The organism is Shinella zoogloeoides (assembly GCF_033705735.1).
GTDB classification, from domain to species: Bacteria; Pseudomonadota; Alphaproteobacteria; order Rhizobiales; family Rhizobiaceae; genus Shinella; species Shinella zoogloeoides_A.
Map to the genome: position 1 here is coordinate 424,797 of NZ_CP131130.1, position 18,771 is coordinate 443,567.

Annotated in this window: 14 protein-coding genes and 1 pseudogene; 8 read left to right on the forward strand and 7 right to left on the reverse strand. The window is 67.7% G+C overall.

Annotated features, from left to right (window positions below):
• Positions 1–3 precede the first annotated feature (3 nt).
• The gene (locus ShzoTeo12_RS02140; RefSeq protein WP_318911116.1) at positions 4–921 is read left to right on the forward strand and encodes an FAD:protein FMN transferase; all 918 of its coding nucleotides are present in this window, start codon (positions 4–6) and stop codon (positions 919–921) included.
• 309 nt (positions 922–1,230) lie between these two features.
• Positions 1,231–2,739, forward strand: coding sequence for a globin-coupled sensor protein (locus ShzoTeo12_RS02145; RefSeq protein ID WP_318911118.1), 1,509 nt, complete (start codon positions 1,231–1,233; stop codon positions 2,737–2,739).
• Positions 2,740–2,760: 21 nt separating this feature from the next.
• Here ShzoTeo12_RS02145 and ShzoTeo12_RS02150 read toward each other — a convergent pair whose 3' ends face one another.
• Together ShzoTeo12_RS02150 and ShzoTeo12_RS02155 are read right to left on the reverse strand one after the other, a co-directional pair.
• Positions 2,761–3,429 (reverse strand): hypothetical protein, encoded by a 669-nt coding sequence (locus tag ShzoTeo12_RS02150; RefSeq protein WP_318911119.1) that lies wholly within the window; start codon positions 3,427–3,429, stop codon positions 2,761–2,763.
• A 157-nt stretch (positions 3,430–3,586) separates the two neighbouring features.
• Positions 3,587–5,038, reverse strand: coding sequence for a metal-dependent hydrolase family protein (locus ShzoTeo12_RS02155; RefSeq protein ID WP_318911120.1), 1,452 nt, complete (start codon positions 5,036–5,038; stop codon positions 3,587–3,589).
• 169 nt (positions 5,039–5,207) lie between these two features.
• On the opposite strand from ShzoTeo12_RS02155, the gene ShzoTeo12_RS02160 reads away from it, so the two are divergent.
• Both ShzoTeo12_RS02160 and ShzoTeo12_RS02165 read left to right on the forward strand, forming a co-directional pair.
• Positions 5,208–5,474: a hypothetical protein gene (locus ShzoTeo12_RS02160; RefSeq protein ID WP_318911121.1), complete on the forward strand. Its 267-nt coding sequence runs from the start codon at positions 5,208–5,210 to the stop codon at positions 5,472–5,474.
• Positions 5,475–5,476: 2 nt separating this feature from the next.
• Entirely contained in the window at positions 5,477–6,169 is a 693-nt protein-coding gene (locus ShzoTeo12_RS02165; protein WP_318911122.1) for a thioredoxin family protein, read from the forward strand.
• A gap of 49 nt (positions 6,170–6,218) precedes the next feature.
• On the opposite strand, the gene ShzoTeo12_RS02170 is transcribed toward ShzoTeo12_RS02165, so the two are convergent.
• Genes ShzoTeo12_RS02170 through ShzoTeo12_RS02180 form a run of 3 tightly spaced genes read right to left on the reverse strand, consistent with a single transcriptional unit; the run spans position 6,219 to position 10,623 of the window.
• The gene (locus tag ShzoTeo12_RS02170) at positions 6,219–7,085 is read right to left on the reverse strand and encodes a sulfurtransferase (protein ID WP_318911123.1); all 867 of its coding nucleotides are present in this window, start codon (positions 7,083–7,085) and stop codon (positions 6,219–6,221) included.
• 15 nt (positions 7,086–7,100) lie between these two features.
• Positions 7,101–8,819, reverse strand: coding sequence for an NADPH-dependent assimilatory sulfite reductase hemoprotein subunit (locus ShzoTeo12_RS02175; protein WP_318911124.1), 1,719 nt, complete (start codon positions 8,817–8,819; stop codon positions 7,101–7,103).
• A gap of 10 nt (positions 8,820–8,829) precedes the next feature.
• Positions 8,830–10,623 carry an assimilatory sulfite reductase (NADPH) flavoprotein subunit gene (locus ShzoTeo12_RS02180; protein WP_318911125.1) on the reverse strand — a complete coding sequence of 598 codons (1,794 nt, stop codon included), beginning with the start codon at positions 10,621–10,623 and terminating at the stop codon, positions 8,830–8,832.
• A gap of 481 nt (positions 10,624–11,104) precedes the next feature.
• On the opposite strand from ShzoTeo12_RS02180, the gene ShzoTeo12_RS02185 reads away from it, so the two are divergent.
• The 4 genes from ShzoTeo12_RS02185 (at position 11,105) to dhaL (ending at position 16,380) form a co-directional block, all read left to right on the forward strand.
• Positions 11,105–12,052, forward strand: coding sequence for a substrate-binding domain-containing protein (locus tag ShzoTeo12_RS02185; RefSeq protein ID WP_119258099.1), 948 nt, complete (start codon positions 11,105–11,107; stop codon positions 12,050–12,052).
• Positions 12,053–12,130: 78 nt separating this feature from the next.
• A complete protein-coding gene (locus ShzoTeo12_RS02190; RefSeq protein ID WP_318911126.1) occupies positions 12,131–13,630 on the forward strand; it encodes a sugar ABC transporter ATP-binding protein in 1,500 nt (499 codons plus the stop codon).
• A 165-nt stretch (positions 13,631–13,795) separates the two neighbouring features.
• Positions 13,796–14,581: an ABC transporter permease gene (locus ShzoTeo12_RS02195; RefSeq protein WP_318911127.1), complete on the forward strand. Its 786-nt coding sequence runs from the start codon at positions 13,796–13,798 to the stop codon at positions 14,579–14,581.
• Between the two features lie 35 nt (positions 14,582–14,616).
• Entirely contained in the window at positions 14,617–16,380 is a 1,764-nt protein-coding gene (gene dhaL / locus ShzoTeo12_RS02200; protein ID WP_318911128.1) for a dihydroxyacetone kinase subunit DhaL, read from the forward strand.
• 6 nt (positions 16,381–16,386) lie between these two features.
• On the opposite strand, the gene ShzoTeo12_RS02205 is transcribed toward dhaL, so the two are convergent.
• Positions 16,387–17,343 (reverse strand): sugar-binding transcriptional regulator, encoded by a 957-nt coding sequence (locus ShzoTeo12_RS02205; RefSeq protein WP_119258103.1) that lies wholly within the window; start codon positions 17,341–17,343, stop codon positions 16,387–16,389.
• A 79-nt stretch (positions 17,344–17,422) separates the two neighbouring features.
• Positions 17,423–18,758: pseudogene (locus ShzoTeo12_RS02210) on the reverse strand (NAD(P)/FAD-dependent oxidoreductase).
• Between the last annotated feature and the right edge of the window lie 13 nt (positions 18,759–18,771).

Here is an 18,771-nt window from a genome sequence, read left to right on the forward strand (position 1 = left end):
CCCATGCTGATGACCCGCCGCCGCCTCATTGCCATTTCCGCGGCCTTCGCCGCCCTGCCGGCCATCGCCCGCGCCGATGGAGGAACCGCGCGCCTGTGGACCGGGCAGGCGCTGGGCGCGCGCGCCTCGATCCGCCTCGACCACCCGGACGGCGAGGCCGTCGCCGCCCGCGTCATGGCCGAGATCGGCCGGCTGGAGGATATCCTCAGCCTCTACCGGCCGGAGAGCGCCCTGTCGCGGCTGAACCGCGAGGGCCGTCTCGCCGCCCCGCCCTTCGAGCTTCTGGAATGCCTGTCGCTGGCCGGCGCGGTGCACCATGCGAGCGGCGGGCGGTTCGATCCGACGGTGCAGCCGCTCTGGGCGCTCTGGGCCGAAGCGGCCGCGAAGGGCGGGCGGCCCGATGCGAAAAGCCTCGAAGGCGCGCTGCGGAAGACCGGCTGGGAGAAGGTGGAGCTCGATGCGGCGGCGATCACGCTGCGGCCCGGCACGGCGCTGACGCTGAACGGTATCGGCCAGGGCTATGTCGCCGACCGGGTGGCCGCGCTGCTGGAGGCCGAGGGCCTCACCGACATCCTGATCGACACGGGTGAATTCCGCGCCCTCGGCGGGCAGCCCCAGGGCGGGGAATGGCCGCTGCGGCTTGAAACGGGCGAGCGCGTGGCGCTGCGCCAGCGCGCACTCGCGACCTCCGCCCCGCTCGGCACGACCTTCGACCAGGGCGGTCGGGACGGCCATATCCTCGATCCCGAAACGGGCATGCCCGCGCGGTCGCAATGGCGGTCGGTCTCGATCTCCGCCCCCTCGGCGGCGATTGCCGACGCCCTGGCGACGGCCGCCTGCCTGATGCCCGACAGGGAGGCCGTCCTTGCCATGATCGGCCGCTTCGACGGCGCGCGGCTGGAAGCCGGGGCGATGGTCTAGGCGCCCCCGGAGCGGGACGGCGGCCCAGCGCAGCGCGTTACATCCACCTTACGTTACGTGAGATATACGTATCGTTGCGTCTGATATATTGGTTTTCAATGGTATTTATTGGTATCATCCGCATCTGTAAGTAATACTTAGCATATAAATCCGAACAGAACTTGCCATTCGTCAATTCCTATCGAAGTATCGTCTTCCGATTTACAGTGTTTGTTTACTGTCCCCTGCGAAAAATCGCTACAGACCGAAGGCCGGGATCCTGATTCGGGACTTGCGTCATTCGCCAACCAAACTGTAGAGGATTTGCCGATGTCGGCGCAGGATGCCAAGACCCAGCAACTGAACGAGCGCCTCCAGTTCGTCGAGTTCGACGCCGGCCAGCGCGCGGCGCTGAAGCGGGCGCTGCCCACCATCTCCGCCTCGCTCGACGGCGCGCTGGACATCTTCTACGGCAAGGCCCGCGCCACGCCAGAGACTGCCCGGTTCTTTTCCAACGAGGCGCATATCCAGAGCGCCAAGGGCCGGCAGATCAAGCATTGGGAAGTGATCGGCTCGGCGAAGTTCGATGCGCACTATGTCGATGCTGTCACCACGATCGGCAAGACCCATGCCCGCCTCGGCCTGGAGCCGCGCTGGTATATCGGCGGCTATGCGCTGATCCTGGAAGCCATCGTCGAAAGCGTCGTCCGCAAGCATCTCGAAGGCTTCCTCTACCGCAGGAAGGCCGATGCGCTGAGCGAGGAGATCACCGCTATCGTCAAGGCCGCGCTGGTCGACATGGACTATGCGATCTCGGTCTATCTCGACGCCCTCCAGGAGGAGCGCGAGAAATCCGAGGCCGCGCGCCAGGCGCTGAACGCCGAGCAGGAAGAGGCGCTCGGCGCGATCGACACCTCGCTCAACCGCCTTGCCGGCGGCGACCTCACCGCCGCGATCGCCACGCCGCTCGCCCCGCAGTTCGAGCGCCTGCGCTCCAATTTCAACGCGGCGATCGAGAAGCTGGACGACACGCTCGGCGCCATCGTGACGGCGGCGGACGATGCGGCCGGCAATTCCGGCGAGCTGGTCCATGCCACCGACGACATGGCCAAGCGCACCGAGCAGCAGGCGGCCTCGCTGGAAGAGACCGCCGCCGCCGTCGAGGAGATCACCACCATTTCCCGCGAGGCCGCGCAGCGCGCCGAGGAAGCCCGCCGCGTCGTCGGCAGCGCGACGGAGGAGGCCAGGCGCTCCGGCGCCATCGTCGAGCAGGCGGTTTCCGCCATGGGCGCCATCCAGGAATCCTCCGGCAAGATCACCCAGATCATCGGTGTCATCGACCAGATCTCCTTCCAGACCAACCTGCTTGCCCTCAATGCCGGCGTCGAGGCGGCACGGGCGGGCGAGGCCGGCAAGGGATTTGCGGTCGTGGCGCAGGAAGTGCGCGAACTGGCGCAGAAATCCGCCGAGGCCGCCAAGGAGATCAAGGCGCTGATCGACAAGTCCTTCGAGGACGTGCAGCTCGGCGTGTCGCTGGTGCACAAGACGGGCGAGGCGCTGCATCACATCGGCGAGCAGGTCGTCAATATCAACGGCCATATCGACGCCATCGCCAGCTCCGCCCGCGAACAGTCGGCCGGCATCGCCGAGATCAACACGGCCGTCGGCAGCATGGACCAGATGACCCAGCAGAACGCCGCGATGGTCGAGCAGACCAACGCCGCCACGCACAATCTCATGCAGATCAGCACGACGCTGAAGGGACTGGTGGACAGCTTCACGGTCTCGGCCGAGCGCAGCCAGCGGGCGGCAAGGGCGGCGCAGCGGCGATACGGCTGAAAGACGGCGGGCGGGCGCTGCTCAGAAGCGCAGCGTCAGGCCCAGCACGGGGCCGCTGAGGCGCGTGTCGAAGACATGGCCGCCACGGTCGTAATCGACATCGAGCACCTTGTAGCCGGCGGAGACGGAAAGGTGATCGGTGAAGGTATAGTTGATGGTGGCGAGCGCGGACCAGGTGATGTCGGATCCCGCGCCGAAGCCGCCGACATCCGCCTGCGCCTGCACGGAAAGCTTGTCCGTCAGGGGAAGGAAGGCGCGCAGGCCCACCACCGGATCGACCCAGCCGAAGCTTTCGCCATAGGTGCGCGACACGCCCAGCGCACTGACCGTCACGTCGTTCGAAATATGCCAGAAGCGCGCGCCGGCAAGGGCATCCAGCGTGAAGTCGGGCGTATCGACGACGCGGTAGCCGCCCTGCAGCGTTGCCATGAACTGCTTGCTGTCGACGCTCCCGTTGATGATGGTGCCGGGTGGCACCGGTAGTGCGGGCAGCGCGCCGAAGGCATGGCTGTCCGTGGTGTCGACATACATCATGTCGCCTGACAGGACGAAGCGGTCGTAGCGCGCCCAGACATTCACGAAGCCGCCGAAGTTGAGGTCGTCCATGACGTCGGAGAAGGATTTCTCCACGCCGATGGTCGGCGCGCGCCGGAACGGCGAGATGTCGCCCTTGAGGCCCGCGGCCCACATATAGGGCGTGATCTGCAGGCCCAGCCGGGGCCTGCATCCGTGACGGTGGCGGGCTCTTCGGACGGTCCGGCGAAGGCGTCGGCGGCTGAGGCCGTCTGTGCGGTGCAGGCGGCGGCGAGGGTGAGCAGGGCGGCGTATCGGATCACGAGATTGTCCTTCAGGCCGAAAGCGTGTTCTTGTGAATGCGGCCATCCTTCATGATGAGCTTCATCGTGCGTTCCGGATCGGCGATCAGGGCGATATCCTCCAGCGGATTGCCGTCGACGACGAGAATGTCCGCATAGGCGCCGGCCTCGATGCGCCCGAGCTTGCCCGGATAGGGATTGCGTGCCCCCGAAAGGCCGGCAAGCTCCGCATTGCCGCTGGTCAGGAGACGCAGGACATCCGCGGGCTCGTACCATCGGGCGAACTTCGCGAGCTGCTTGCCCTGCGTCGCCGTGCCCCTGGGGCTGAACAGGATATCCGTGCCGAGCGCCATGCGGACCTTGTGCTTGCGCCCGAGCTCGACCGCCCGGCCGGTGCCCTCGGCGATGGCCTGCTGCTGCATGCGCTGTTCCGGCGACGGATAGGTGTTGGAATCCTCGTCGGCGAGGAAGGGCTGGATGCTCCACCGCGCGCCCGCATCCGCCATGCGCCGCACGGTCTCCTCGTCGGCAAGCTGGCCGTGCTCGATGGATTTCACGCCGCAGGCAAGGGCGCGCTGCACGCCGGCCGACGTATAGGTGTGGACGCAGACATAGGTTCCCCAGTCGGCGGCGGCGGAGACCGCGGCCTTCATCTCCGCCTCGGAATATTGCAGCGCGTCGATCGGGTCGTAGGCCGAGGCGACACCGCCGCCGCCCATGATCTTGATCTGGCTGGCGCCCAGCATGAGCTGTTCGCGCACCCGGCGCAGCACTTCCGCCTCGCCATCCGCGATGGCCGATATGCCGGCCCGTTCGGCGACGCTGAGGTCGCTCTGCGCGGTGCGGGGCAGGTCGGTGCGCATGCGGAAGTCGCCGTGTCCCGAGGTCTGCGAGATCATGGCGCCGGACGGATAGATGCGCGGCCCCGCGACATGCCCCTCGTCGATGGCGCGCTTCAGCGCGAAGGAAGGGCCGCCGACATCGCGCACCGTCGTGAAGCCGCGCAGCACGGTGCGCTCGGCTTCCTCGGCGGCGAGCAGGTGGACATAGGGGATATCGGCGGTCATCGCCGTGAGCTGGGAAATGCCGGCGAGGATCGAATGCCAGTGGGCGTCGATCATGCCGGGCATCAGTGTGCGCCCGCCGCAGTCGATGGCATCGGCATCGGCGACCGTCTCCCCGGCCGCCACCAGCGCCTTGATGAGCCGGCCCTCGACCAGCACGTCCCGGCCCTCGGCAAGCGTGGCGTTCTCCCCGTCGAAGATCCGGACATTCGTGAGCCGAACGGCCCTTGCGGGCGCCTGCGCGAAGGCCGCGCCGCCAAGGGCGGGGGCGGCGAGGCTCGCCGCGATGGCCTTGAGGACCGAGCGGCGGGAAAGGCCCGCATCGATGCGGGAGAACAGATCCCGGGCGAGCGGGCTGTGGCACGCGCAATCCCCGTCATGCGTGAGATGCCGGTATCTCTGGCCAAGACGAAACAACAAGGCGCCCCTCCCTCTGCTCGAAGAGTGTCTTATGCCCAGCGCATGAAACTTAATCAACCGTCGGCCGCGTCCATGGGAAAATCCCGACACACTTGTCACTCCCGGCAATCGGTCCTTCCGGCCTAGTCTCGGCTTTGCGACGACGGAAGCGCGGGAGAGGAAAATGGCGATGCCGGTGACAGTCGAAAGGCCGCTTCAAGGGCGGACACATGGTCCGGCGGACTGGCTCTGCCTTGCCGCTTCGCCCGTCTTCGCCGCCATGGCGTGGACAAGCGCCGGCGACCCGATGGCCCTCTGCGCCTCGGGGCCGCTGCCGATGGACGGCATGGCCGCGATGTACCTGCTGATGGCTCTTTTCCATCTGCCGCCCTGGCTGAGGCTCGTTTCCCGCCGGACGCGGCGCTTCCCGCCCGACACATCAACCGAAGGAGAATGACAATGCAGCACCCAATCGTTTCGCGCGAGGACTGGCTTGCGGCCCGCAAGGCCCTCTTCGAGAAGGAGCGCGCCATGACCCACCGGCTCGACGCCCTGCGCGCCGAGCGCCGGCAACTGCCCTGGGTCAGGATCGAGAAATCCTATGTCTTCGACGGTCCGGACGGCGCCGTCACGCTGGGCGACCTCTTCGGGGATCGCAGCCAGCTTGCCGTGTACCACTTCATGCTGACGCCCGGCTCGGACCACATCTGCCCGGGATGCTCCTTCACGGTGGACCACGCCGATGCGGCGCGCCGGCATTTCGAGCAGGCGGACCTCGCCTTTGCCGCGGTCTCCCGCGCGCCGGTCCGGCGGATCGAGGCGGTCAAGGAGCGGATGGGCTGGACCTTCCCCTGGGTCTCCTCGGACGACCGCGACTTCAACTACGATTTCGGCGTGTCGTTCAGGCCGGAGGACCGCGCCGCCGGCCGCGCACTCTACAATTACGGCCTGACGACGATCCGCAACGCGCCGGACATGTTCGGCCTCAGCGTCTTCGCCAAGGATGAGGAGGGCAACATCTACCACACCTACTCGACCTATCATCGCGGTACGGAGCTGCTGATGGGCGCGCTCAACTGGCTCGACCTCGTTCCCAAGGGCCGCAACGAGAACGGCACGATGAGCTGGGTGAAGCTGCACGACGAATATTGACGGCTGACAGCCGGGCGCGGGCGGCGGCATTGCGCCGCCCGCGGAAATCCTACTTGCCGAGCCAGATCGTCCCGCTCCGGTTGACGACCGGCACGCCGACGGCATTGCCGTATTCGGTCCACGAGCCGTCATAGTTGCGGGCGTCGTAGCCGAGCAGGCGCTTCAGGGCGAACCAGGTATGGCTCGACCGTTCGCCGATGCGGCAATAGGTGATGACCGGCTTCGTGCCGTCGATGCCCTTCTCGGCATAGATGCGGCGGATCTCGTCGAGCGGCTTGTAGGTGCCGTCCTCGTTGACGATGGTGGCCCATGGCACGTTTTCCGCGCCGGGAATGTGGCCCGCGCGGATCGACAGTTCCTTGACGCCTTCCGGCGCGAAGACCTTGCCGAGATATTCGTCGGGCGAGCGGATGTCGACCAGCTTGCCGTCGATGCGGCCCTCGGCGACGTCGAGCGTGTTGGCAAGGCGGGCGCGCAGGCTGTCGTCGCGCCCGGGTAGCTCCAGCGCCGTCGCCTCGTAAGCGGGCACCGCCGTCGTCAGCGGCAGGCCGCGCGCCTCCCACAGCTTGCGGCCGCCGTCGAGGAGCTTTGCCCGCGTGCCGAAGCCATAGACGTCGAGGACCCAGACACCCCAGGCGGCGAACCAGTTGTTGTGGTCGCCGTAGACGATGACGGTGGTGTCCTCGTCGACGCCCGCCCGGCGCAGCTGCGCCTGGAGCTTCTCGCGCGAAGCGATATCGCGGTTGACGGTGTCGACGAGGTCCGTGTGCCAGTTGAGATCGACCGCGCCGGGAATGTGGCCCTTCTCGTAGACGCCGGTATCGACGCTGACCTCGAAGACCCGCACCTTGGGGTCGGTCAGATGGTCCTTCAGCCAGTCCACGGTCACGAGGGAATCGGTTGCTGCTGTCGTCATGATGCTTTCCTTTCGTCAGTCGTTGAAATGGCGGCCTTCCGTGACCTCGGCCACATAGCCGGCGCGGATGGCGAAATCGCCGAAATGCTCGCCCGGATGCCGCTCGCGGGCGAAATGGCCGATCACCTTGCCGAGGAGATCGAGGATCGCCGGCTCCGCCGCGTTCTCCAGCACCATCTTGTTGAGGCGCTGGCCGGCAAAGCCGCCGCCGAGATAGAGGTTGTACTTGCCCGGCGCCCGGCCGGTCAGCGCGATCTCGGCGATATAGGGCCGCGCGCAGCCGTTCGGACAACCGGTCATGCGGATGGTGATCGGCTCGTCCGAAAGCCCGTGTTCGGCGAGGATGGCGTCGATCTTGTCGATCAGCACCGGCAGGTAGCGCTCGCTCTCGGCCATGGCGAGGCCGCAGGTCGGCAGCGCCACGCAGGCCATGGAATTGCGCCGGAGGCCGCTGCCGCCATTGAGCATGTCCAGCCCGTGCGCCTTCAGGAGCGCCTCGATGGCCGGCCGGTCGGCCGGCTCCACCTCGGCGATGACGAGGTTCTGGTTGGGCGTGACGCGGAAGGTGCCGCGATGCGCCTCCGCGATGGCGCGCAGGCCGTCGAAGAGGGCGTTCCTCACCCGGCCGTTCTCGATGCGCAGCGTATAATGCTCGCGCCCGTCCTCGCCGCGCTGCCAGCCGAGTGTGTCGCCGTTGGTGGCGAAGGCGTAGGACTGGGCATCTCCCAGCGCGAAGCCCAGCCGGTCCTCGATCGCCGCCTTGATCCAGTCCAGCCCCTTGTCGTCCACGGTATATTTGAAGCGGGCGCGGCTGCGGTCGGCGCGGTCGCCATAGTCGCGCTGCACGCCCATGACGGCGTCGCAGGTCTCGATCACCCGGTCCTTCGGTATGAAGCCGATGACGCTGGCGAGCCGCGGATAGGTCTTCGGCGCCTGGTCGGTCCGCCCCATGCCGCCGCCGACCGCCACGTTGAAGCCGGTAAGCCGGCCGTCCTCGATAATGGCGATGAAACCGAGATCCTGCGCATAGACGTCGATGTCGTTGACCGGCGGAATGACGAAGCCGATCTTGAACTTGCGCGGCATGTAGGTGCGGCCGTACATCGGCTCTTCCGGCCCGTCGCCGCGCGTCTGGCGCTCCTCGCCGTACCAGATTTCCGGATAGGCGCCGGTCTTGGGGGTGGCGTGGTCGCTCGCCGCTTTGGCGAGCGCGTAGACTTCGGCATGCAGCGCCGAAAGCTGAGGGTTGATCGAAGCCATGACGCCGCGCGCATCGTCGCCGCAGGCCGCCTTGGTATCGAGCGCGACGTCGCGCAGCCCCTGCATGACGGCTCTCAGGTTCTTCTTGTGGAGGTAGTGGAGCTGGAAGGTCTGGCGCGTCGTCAGCCGCAGCGTGTCGCCGGCATAGGCCCGTGCGAGCGCATCGAGCTTCAGCCATTGCGAGGGCGACAGCACCCCGCCCGGCAGGCGCACGCGCGCCATGAAGCGATAGGCCGGCTCCAGCTTCTGCCGGCGGCGCTCGTCGCGGATGTCGCGGTCGTCCTGCTGGTAGAGGCCGTGGAACTTCATCAGCTTGATGTCGTCGCCGGGCACGGCGGCGGTCAGCGGGGCGGAAAGGCCTTCCGCAATAGTGCCGCGAAGCTGTTCGCTGTTCGCCTTCATCGTCTCGTCGGCGCTCAGCCTTTCGAGCGGCTGGGAGATGTCGCGGCTGCGGTCGGTTTCAAGAAGGGTCATCGTCGGGGCCTCAATAGACGTCGATCTGGTAGCGGCGGCTTTCGCGCAGCGCGGCGAGGTAGTCCTCGGCGGCGGCCTTGCCGTGCCCGCCTGCTTCGGCGACGATCGCCGTGAGCGCGCGGTGCACGTCGGGCGCAAGCTTCGCCCCGTCGCCGCAGACATAGAGATGCGCGCCCTCTTCCAGCCACGCATAAAGCTCGCGGGCCTCCTCCAGCAGCCGGTGCTGGACATAGGTCTTTTGCGCGCCGTCGCGCGAGAAGGCGACGTTCATGCGCGACAGCACGCCGTCCTTGAGGAAGCCCTGCCATTCGGTCTGGTAGAGGAAGTCGCTGTCGAAGTTGCGCTCGCCGAAGAACAGCCAGGCGCGGCCCCTGGCCCCTTGCGCCTCGCGCTCCTGCAGGAAGGCGCGGTAGGGGGCGACGCCCGTGCCGGCGCCGATCATGATGATCGGCGCGTCGCCTTCCGGCAGGCGGAAGCGCGGGTTCTCCTGCACATAGACGGGAAGGACCGTCTCCGGCGCGGCGCGGCGCGAGAACTGGCCGGAGGCGACGCCGTGGCGCTCCTCGCCGTTCAGCCCGTAGCGCACGGTGCTGACCGTCAGGTGCACCTCGTCGGGAACGGCCGTCGCGGAAGAGGCGATGGAATAGAGCCGCGGCTGGAGCGGACGGAGACCGGCAGCGAGCGCCGCCGCGTCGATGCCCTTCGCCGGATAGCGGCGCAGGATGTCGATGACGTGGTTTTCCCTGAGGAAGGCCGAGCGCGCATCGCCCGCCAGTTCCTTCAACGCGGCAGCGCCGGTCACCTCCGCCCACTGGTCGAGGAAGCGCGGCGTGGCGGCGGTGATTTCCAGCACGCCTTCGAGCGCCTCGCCGAGCGTCGTCGCCGCACCCTTGATCGTCAGGGCTTCGCCGCCGGAAAGGTCGAGCACGGAAAGAAGCCCTTCGACGAGCGCCGGATCGTTGCGCGGCATGACGCCAAGCGCATCGCCCGGCGCGAAGGCAAGGCCCGAGCCTTCCAGCGACAGCTCGACATGCCGCGTCTCCTTGCTCGATCCGCGCCCGGTGAGCGCCAGGTTCTCGATGACGATGGCCGGGAAGGGGTTCTGCCTGTCGTAAGCGGTTGCCGATGGGGTGGCCGATGCGGCGGCAGCTGGCACCGCTGCGGTTCGGGCCGGGGCGAGGGCGGCGAGGGCCGTCTCGATCCAGGCGGCGGCGGGGTCGTCATAGTCGACGTCGCAGTCGACGCGCTCGTGCAGGCGCTTGCCGCCGAGCGCGGCAAGGCGGTCGTCGAGGCGCCGGCCCGCGCCGCAGAAGAACTCGTAGGTGGAATCGCCGAGCGCCAGCACCGCGTAGCGCAGCCCCTCCAGCCGCGGCGCCTTGCGGCCCTCGACGAATTCGAAGAAGCCGGCGGCGGAGGTCGGCGGCGCGCCCTCGCCATGGGTGGAGGCGACGATGAGGAGGTCCTGCTCCTCTTTCAGCCGGCGCGGCTTGTAGTCGGCCATGTCGGTGAGAACCGGGGCGAGGCCGGCGGCATGCGCCCGCTCGGCAAGGCGGTCGGCGAGGCGCTTGCCGTTGCCGGTCTCGCTGCCGTAGAGGATGGTGAGCGTGCGCGCGGCGGCGGCCGGCGCGGGGTCGAGCCCGGCGGGCACGAGATGGGCCGCCTCGGGCCGGCCGGCATCGGCCAGCCCGGCGAAATAGCCGCTCAGCCAGAGCGCCTGCTGCGGCTTCAGCGCCGTGGCGACGGCGCGCACCGTCCTCCACTGTTCCTCGCTCAGCCCGGGTCCGTTGAATTCCACGACAGTCATGCGTCCGCTCGCCTCCCGAGGCCGGAAAACCGGCATTTCCAAAGGGTTCGGCGGCACTATTGGCGGGCGTCGGCAGGCGTGACAAACGAATGATATTGCCGTCTCGGTGCAAGAAAATTGCAGTCAACGCGTCTTTAGACACGCGTTCCAAGCGGAAAGGGAAGGGCGTTCCGGGCGTTCTGCAGCGGCCCGTTTTCTTGGGACAATCTACCCTTTGCCGGCCGGCGATTTTTTCGGGATTCAGCCGGTTGGCGCCTTCCGCGCGCCTCTAGGAACGGGTCACGGCGCAAGCGTTTTGTGCACCTGCGCGCCGACGACCCGGTCTGTGCCCGCTGAGCGGAGGCTTTTTTACTGTTGTAAAAATGAAAATACATCTGTATCAATTTGCACGCGGGCTTTGGGTTTTGGGAGCGAGCCCACGCAAAGCCCTCGTTCCATCACTCAGGCGGGAGGGATCTCGCCTGCTCCAAGGGAGGTCATCATGAAGAAACTCGTCACGTTGCTGGCATGCGCCGCCGCGTTCGCGCTGCCGGTCGTCGCCTCGGCTGAGGATGCCGCCGGCACCACCAAGAAGGACAGCTACCGCTTCGTCGTCGTGCCGAAGGTCGTCCATCCCTGGTTCGACAAGGTGAACGACGGCGCGCAGGCCGCCGCCGCCGCGATCAAGGCACAGACCGGTTCCAGCGTCGAGGTCATCTATTCGGCGCCGCAGTCCGCCGACGTCGTCCAGCAGAACCAGATCATCGACAGCGCGCTGGCGACCCAGCCGGACGGCCTGGCGCTCGACCTGCTCGACCCCTCGGGCAACCGTGCCTCGCTCGAGGAAGCGCAGAACCAGAAGATCCCGCTGGTGATCTTCGATTCCGTGCCGCCGGAAGGCATGGCGATCCCCTATATCGGCTCGGACTTCTGCGAGCAGGCCAAGATCGCCGCACGCCGCCTCGTCGAGGTTCTCGGCGGCGAGGGCGAAGTCGCCATCATGCAGGGCGTGCCGACCGCGCCGAACCATTCGATCCGCGCCGAGTGCCACCGCCAGGTCTTCGCCGAGCATCCGGGCATCAAGGTCGTCGCCGAAGGCATCGACAATGACAGCATCGAGACGGCGCAGCAGCAGGCGGCCGCCATCATGCAGGCGAACCCCAACCTCAAGGGCTGGGTCGCGTCCGACGCCGCCGGTCCGATCGGCATCGGCCAGGCCATCGTCGAAGCCGGCAAGCAGGGCAAGGTCACGCTCGTCGGCCTCGACAACCTGCCGGAAATGCTCGACATGATCCGCGAAGGCGTCGCCGACAGCTCCTCGGCCTCGCAGCCGGAACTGCAGGGCTACTGGTCGGTCATGCTGCTGTGGGCGCAGGCGACGGGCGCCAAGGTGCCGGGCTACCTCGACACCGGCAACGCCTTCCTCACCAAGGAAAACGTGGGCGGCTGATCCGGCGCGACCGGATTGCCGTAAGGCGCGGGGATATTTCCCGCGCCTCTTCCATCTCATCGTGACGCGAGGTGCCCCATGGCCTATCTCGAAACCCACGGCCTTGGCCGGGACTTTCCCGGCGTGACCGCCCTCGACAAGGTCGACCTGTCGATCGAACTCGGCCGTACGCATATTCTCGCCGGCGAGAACGGTGCCGGCAAATCCACCCTCGTCAAGATCCTCACCGGCACGGACCGGGCCTCGCGCGGCAAGGTGCTGATCGACGGCCGCGACCCGGCGGAGGACCCGGGCCTCTACAAGAACGTCGCCTATGTCCCGCAGGAGCTCAACCTCTTCCCGCAGATGAGCGTCGCCGAGAACCTCTTCATGCCGTTCAGCCGAACGGGGCATGGCGGCCTTCTCGTCGACCGCGGCGCCCTCGTCGAGGAGGCGCGGACCTATCTCGAGCGCTTCGGCATCGAGGCCGACCCGCGCGAGCTGGTGGCCAATATCTCGGTTTCCGACCAGCAATTGCTCCAGATCGCCCGCGCCTGCACCAATGCCAGCATGAAGGTCCTCATCCTCGACGAGCCGACGTCGTCGCTGACGCGCGTCGAGGTGGACCGCGTCTTCAAGGTCATCCGCGGCCTTCTCGACCGCGACCACGCCATCGTCTTCATCAGCCACAAGATGGACGAGGTCTTCGCCATCGGCGACGACTACACGGTGCTGCGCAACGGCGAGAAGGTCGAGAGCGGCCGGATCGCGGATATCACCGAGGCCGACCTGATCCGCGCCATGTCCGGCCGCGATGTCGCCTTCGAAGAGCATTTCCGGCCGAAAGGCCCCGTCACCGACGCCATCATGGAGGTGCGCGGCCTTTCCGGCGCCCGCTTCCAGGATGTCGGCTTCGAGCTGCGCCGCGGCGAGATCCTCGGCTTCGCCGGTCTCGTCGGCGCCGGCCGCTCGGAGGTCATGCAGACGATCTTCGGCTTCCTGAAGGCCAAGGCCGGCACGGTTAAGGTCGATGGCAAGCCGTGGACGCTTAACGACACCGCGGCCTCGGTCGACGGCGGCATGCTGTACCTTTCCGAGGAGCGCAAGCACCACGGCATCTTCCCGCTCCTGTCGCTGCGCGAGAATATCGGCATCTCCATCCTCTCGCTGACGAAAGGGGCCTTCGGCATCAGCAGCGGGCGCGAGCGCGAGGCGGTGCAGAAGATCATCGACGACTACGGCATCCGCACCTCGGGCATGGGCAAGCGCATCTCGCAGCTTTCCGGCGGCAACCAGCAGAAGGCCATCATCGGCCGGGCGATGGCGACGCGGCCGCGCGTGCTGATCTTCGACGAGCCCACCAAGGGCATCGACATCCGCACCAAGACCGAGATCTACCGGATCATGAAGGGCCTCGCCGAGGAAGGCGTCGGCGTCATCCTCGTCTCCTCGGAGCTCGACGAACTGAAGAAATGCGCGAGCCGCATCGTCACGATGCACCACGGTCGCATCACCGGCGCGTTCGATACCGCCGAAACCAGCAATGAAACACTCGTAGGCGCCATCTTCGGCACGGAGGCGAAAGCCGATGCAAAGTAAATCCCTCGCGCTCCTGACGCGCAGCCCCCTTGCCGGCGTTTTCGTCGCGCTCGCCGTCATCTTCGTGTTGTCGGCGCTGATTTCCCCTATTTCCTCACGCCCTACAACCTTTCGGTCATCGCGCGCGGGCTTGCCTTCGTCGGCCTCATCACCATCGCGCAGTCCATGCTGATGGTGCTCGGCGAGCTCGACCTCTCCCTCGGCGTCATCGGGGGCCTGTGCGGCGTCATCTCCGGCATCCTGATGGTCCGGCTCGGCCTGGAGCCCTATTCGGCCATGCTGCTCGCCATCCTGCTCGGCGCCGGCCTCGGCCTCCTCAACGGCCTGCTGGTGACGGTGCTCAGGCTCCATTCGCTGGTGCTGACCATCGGCACGGCCGGCATCTTCGGCGGTGCCAACCTCGTGCTGACGCGCGGCGTCGCCATCACCGGCATCCCGCGCGAGGTGCAGTATCTCGGCCGCGGCGATGTCCTCGGCATGCCGGTTCCCTTCGTCATCATGCTGGTCGCGCTCGCCGTCGCCACCTTCGTCATGCTGAAGACGCCCTTCGGCCGCTACATGTACGCCATCGGCAACAACCAGGCCGGCGCCCGCATGCTGGGCATCAAGGTCGACAAGATCCGCCTTCTCGTCTTCGTCGCCGCCGGCGCCATCGCCGCACTCGCCGGCGTCCTGATGGTCGCGCGCCTCGGCACCGCTCAGCCGTCGATCGGCGAGACCTGGGTGCTGGCGCCCATCGCCGCCTCGGTCATCGGCGGCGTCGCCACGACGGGCGGCATCGGCAGCCCCATCGGCGCGATCTTCGGTGCCGGCATCATCGCCATCATCGAGAACATCATCGTGCTCTTCGGCGTCTCGCCCTACTGGCAGGGCATCGTCTCGGGCGCCATCGTCGTGCTCGCCATCTCCTTCGACGCCGTTTCCCGCCGTTATCTGCGCCGCGACGCCTGACGGCCGGCCGCATCGATCTGACGAAAGACAAGAGAATGAACCAGGAAGTCAAAACCAAGAAGCTGATCAACGCGCCGGAGAATATCATCCCGGAGATGATCGAGGGCATGGTGGGCGCCCATCCCGACATGCTGCGCGTGGAAGGGGAGACGGGACGGGCGGTCGTCGCCGTGGACGGACCGCGCGACGGCAAGGTCGGCATCGTCGTCGGCGGCGGCTCGGGCCATGAGCCGGCCTTTGCCGGCTATGTCGGGCGCGGCCTTGCCGATGCGGCGGCCGTCGGCAATGTCTTCGCCTCGCCCTCGCCGGCGCATATCGCCGAGGCGGCCCGCGCCGCCGATGGCGGCGTCGGCGTGCTGATGCTCTATGGCAACTATACCGGCGACGTGCTGAACTTCACCATGGCGGCCGAGGAGCTGGAGCAGGCGGGCATTTCGGTGCGCCATGTCGCCGTCGCCGATGACGTCGCCTCCGCGCCCGCCGGGCGCAAGTCCGAGCGTCGCGGCATTGCCGGCGACTTCTTCGTCTTCAAGGTCGCGGGCGCCGCTGCCGATCTCGGCGAGCCGCTTGCGCGGGTCGAGGCGCTGGCCCTTGCCGCGAACGATGCGACCCGCTCCATCGGCGTCGCGCTCAGCCCCTGCTCGCTGCCGCAGACCGGCAAGCCGAACTTCACCATCGGCGACGAGGACATGGAAATCGGCATGGGCCTGCACGGCGAGCCCGGCATCCGCCGCCAGAAGCTCGCCCCCGCGGACGCCGTGACCGACGAATTGATGGACGCCATCCTCGCCGAGCTCGACCTCACGGCCGGTTCCCGCGTCGCCGTCCTCGTCAATGGCCTCGGCGCCACCTCGCAGATCGAGCTCTACGTCATCTTCCGCCGCGTCAAGCAGCGGCTGGATGCGCTCGGCATCGACATCCACGCCTCCTGGGTCGGCGAATATGCGACCTCGCTCGAAATGGCCGGCGCCTCGGTGACGCTGATGAAGCTCGACGACACGCTTCAGGCCCTGCTGGACCACCCCTGCCGCACGCCGGCCCTCGTCGTCGGCGCCTTCGAGAAGAGCGACGTTTCCGCCCGCAGCCGCAAGGCCGTCAAGGCCGCCGAAAGCACGGCGGCCGCGCCGGAAAAGCCGCGCGAGCTCCTCACCGAGGGCGACGTCACGCCGACGATCTTCCGGGCGATGATGCATACGGTCGGCGAGCAGATCATTGCCGAGAAGAACTGGCTTTCCGAACTCGACGGCGTGATCGGCGACGGCGACCACGGCGTGACGATGGAAATCGGCTGGAAGGCCGTCCAGCACGCGCTGGAGGACACGCAGGCCGACGAGACGATCGAGGGGATCTGCAAGCGCATGGCGAAGGCGTTCCTCGATGCGGTCGGCGCCTCCTCGGGCCCGCTCTATGCCACGGCCTTCCTGCGCGCCGGCACGGCCGTCAGCCACAGGCTCAACCTCGACGGCGCCGGCATGGCCGAATGGCTGGGCGCCGCCTGCCAGGGCATCCGCGACCGCGGCCGGGCCGAGCCGGGCGACAAGACGATGATCGACGCCTGGGTGCCGGCGGTCGAAGCGGCGCAGGAGAGCGCCAAGGGCGGCGGCTCGGCCATCGACGTGCTGCTTGCCGCCCGCGACGGCGGCGAGGCGGGCATGAAGGCGACGGCGGCGCTAGAATCGCGTCGTGGCCGCTCGGCCAAGCTCGGCGCGCGCTCCGTCGGCCATATCGATCCCGGCGCGGCCTCGACCTATGTCACGCTGCGCGCGATGGCGGCCGCCTTGCAGAAGGCGCTTGCCTGACCGGCCTCAGCGCGGGCCCTGCAAAAGGGCCCGCGCCACGCCTTCATTGGTGACCAGCCGGTTGACATAGCCGGCGCGCAGGATCGCCCGGATGATCGGGATCTTGCGGATGCCGCCGGAGACGAGCACCGAAATCGGCTTGAGCTTCAGCTTGTCCGGCGGCAGCGCGATGATCGAATCGTTGAGGAAATGGTCGATCGTCTGGCCGCGCGCGTCGAGGAACCATCCCATGAACTCGCCGACCGCGCCGCGCTTCAGCACCGTGTCGAGATTGTCCTTCACCACGCGGATCTGCGTCAGCGACGTCTCCTGCGCGAGCGCCCCGCAGGAGACGATGCCGATATCGGCGATCTCCGTGCGCGCCAGCACGTCCGTCAGCTCGTCGTTGAGGAGCAGCGCGTTGCGGCTTTCCGGATTGGCGCAGTAGATCGGCGCCGTCAGGTAGTGACATTCCACGCCGAGCGCCCGGGCGAAGGCCGTGGCGACCTCGAACGTGTTGGTGGCCGAGCCGCTGGTGACGCCGCCGGTGAGACCCACGACCCAGCTTTGCGAGCGCGGCCGCGCCCGCAGGCTGCGCACGGCAAAGCTCAAGGTACGGCCCGAGCCGATCCCCACCCCCATGTCGCGCCCTTCGATCAGGTCGCTGGCGAGCGATCCCGCCGCCTCGCCGATGACGCGCTTCTGCTCGATATAGTCGTCGAGATCCGGCACCACCACGGCATCGACCAGCCCGTAGCGGGCGGAAACCTTCTCGGCAAGCTCGATGCAGTCGGTGAGCGGCAGGCTGACCTTGACCTGCACGCTGCCGGAATCGCGCACCTGGCCGATGATCTTGTTGACCTTCAGCCGGGTGATGTTCATGCGCTGGGCGATTTCCTGCTGGGTCTGCCCGCCGATGAAATAGAGCCACGCGACGCGCGCGCGCTCCAGTTCCTCATCGAAATGTCCCCATTCTTCGCTCATGCAACATGTTCTCCCGGCGTGCGCGTTCTCGATACGTCAATTCGCCTGTCGGGAGCAACTGCTGCTGTCCGCCGCCGTTTCAGTATCCGGCGAGCAGCTCGATCCTGGAGCCGTCGACGAAGCGTTCGAGCCGGAATTCGCGCGGGTCCACGACCGGATTGCGGCCGAGCACGAGATCGGCCATCAGCCGGCCCGCGCCGGGGCCGATGCCGAAGCCGTGGCCGGAAAAGCCGGTCGCGATGAAGAAGCCGGGGATTTTCGCCACGCCCGAAATCACCGGGATGGCATCCGGCGTGGCGTCGATATAGCCGGCCCAGCGCTGCGCCACCTTTGCCGAGGCCAGCGCCGGGAAGGCCTTCTGCGCCGAGGCCATGGCCATGTCGGCCAGCTTGCGGCTCGGCTTGGGATCGAGCACGCGGCAATATTCGAACGGGCTCGGCTCGTCGAGGCTCCAGCGGCGCGGCATGCGCGCCTCGTCGAGAAAGCGCCAGCCGGCGCGCAGCATCAGCGCGCGCCATTCGGCCTTCAGCGCCGGCACGAAATCGAGCGCATAGCGGAAGGAGGCCGGCACGATGTCGACGACGTTGCCGATGCCCGAGGCGATGGTGTAGCCGCCGTCCTGCCGCTTGCGGATGGCGAAATCGCCCGCCCACATCGCCTGGTCCGGGCCGCCGTCATGCGGCTCGGTGCGCAGGACGGAGTTCTTCACCTTCAGTTGCGGCAGGTGGATGCCGGCATCGAGGCTGCGGGTGAACATTTCCGACCATGCCCCGCCCGCCAGCACCGCCGCGCGGCAGCGGATCGTGCCGCGCTCGGTCACGACCGCCGAGATCGCCCCGCCGGAGGTCTCGATCCCGCGCACGGCGCATTCCGTCAGGATATGCGCGCCGCATTCGCGGGCGCGCTCGGCAATGGCGGGCGCCGCCTTCTGCGGCTCGGCCCGCCCGTCGTCGGCGCAGTAGAGCGCGGCGGGCGGGCGAAGGCGCGATTGCGGGAACATGGCCGAAAATTCCGCGCCCGAGAGCATCCGGCAATCGACGCCGAGCCCGTCGAGATGCTTCAGCCAGGTCTCGTAGCCGGCGCCTTCCCGCTCGTTTTCCGCGTTGAAGAGGATACCCGCCTGCGTGAAGCCGGTGTCGCGCCCGGTCCGCGCGTTCAGCCCACGCCAGATGCGCTGGGCTTCCAGCACCAGCGGGATTTCCCGAGGGTCGCGCTTGGCGACGCGCACCCAGCCCCAGTTGCGGCTGGACTGCTCGTGGCCGATGCTACCTTTCGCACACCGCGACGCGCTGGCCGGCCTCGGCAAGCTCCAGCGCCGTCGAGACGCCGATGATGCCGCCGCCGATGACGACGACGTCGACCTCCGCAGGCAGATCGGCATCGCCATGGACGGGTACGACAAAGGGACCGGGCATCGAAAGAATTCCT

Excerpts from the sequence above, each read along its gene's own strand:
- ShzoTeo12_RS02170 (WP_318911123.1), bottom strand. The coding sequence starts at position 7,085 with ATGACGACAGCAGCAACCGATTCCCTCGTGACCGTGGACTGGCTGAAG.
- ShzoTeo12_RS02140 (WP_318911116.1), top strand. The coding sequence starts at position 4 with ATGCTGATGACCCGCCGCCGCCTCATTGCCATTTCCGCGGCCTTCGCC.
- ShzoTeo12_RS02205 (WP_119258103.1), bottom strand. The coding sequence starts at position 17,343 with ATGAGCGAAGAATGGGGACATTTCGATGAGGAACTGGAGCGCGCGCGC.
- dhaL (WP_318911128.1), top strand. The coding sequence starts at position 14,617 with ATGAACCAGGAAGTCAAAACCAAGAAGCTGATCAACGCGCCGGAGAAT.
- ShzoTeo12_RS02150 (WP_318911119.1), bottom strand. The coding sequence starts at position 3,429 with ATGTGGGCCGCGGGCCTCAAGGGCGACATCTCGCCGTTCCGGCGCGCG.
- ShzoTeo12_RS02195 (WP_318911127.1), top strand. The coding sequence starts at position 13,796 with ATGCTGATGGTGCTCGGCGAGCTCGACCTCTCCCTCGGCGTCATCGGG.
- ShzoTeo12_RS02185 (WP_119258099.1), top strand. The coding sequence starts at position 11,105 with ATGAAGAAACTCGTCACGTTGCTGGCATGCGCCGCCGCGTTCGCGCTG.
- ShzoTeo12_RS02190 (WP_318911126.1), top strand. The coding sequence starts at position 12,131 with ATGGCCTATCTCGAAACCCACGGCCTTGGCCGGGACTTTCCCGGCGTG.
- ShzoTeo12_RS02165 (WP_318911122.1), top strand. The coding sequence starts at position 5,477 with ATGCAGCACCCAATCGTTTCGCGCGAGGACTGGCTTGCGGCCCGCAAG.
- ShzoTeo12_RS02175 (WP_318911124.1), bottom strand. The coding sequence starts at position 8,819 with ATGACCCTTCTTGAAACCGACCGCAGCCGCGACATCTCCCAGCCGCTC.
- ShzoTeo12_RS02160 (WP_318911121.1), top strand. The coding sequence starts at position 5,208 with ATGCCGGTGACAGTCGAAAGGCCGCTTCAAGGGCGGACACATGGTCCG.
- ShzoTeo12_RS02180 (WP_318911125.1), bottom strand. The coding sequence starts at position 10,623 with ATGACTGTCGTGGAATTCAACGGACCCGGGCTGAGCGAGGAACAGTGG.
- ShzoTeo12_RS02145 (WP_318911118.1), top strand. The coding sequence starts at position 1,231 with ATGTCGGCGCAGGATGCCAAGACCCAGCAACTGAACGAGCGCCTCCAG.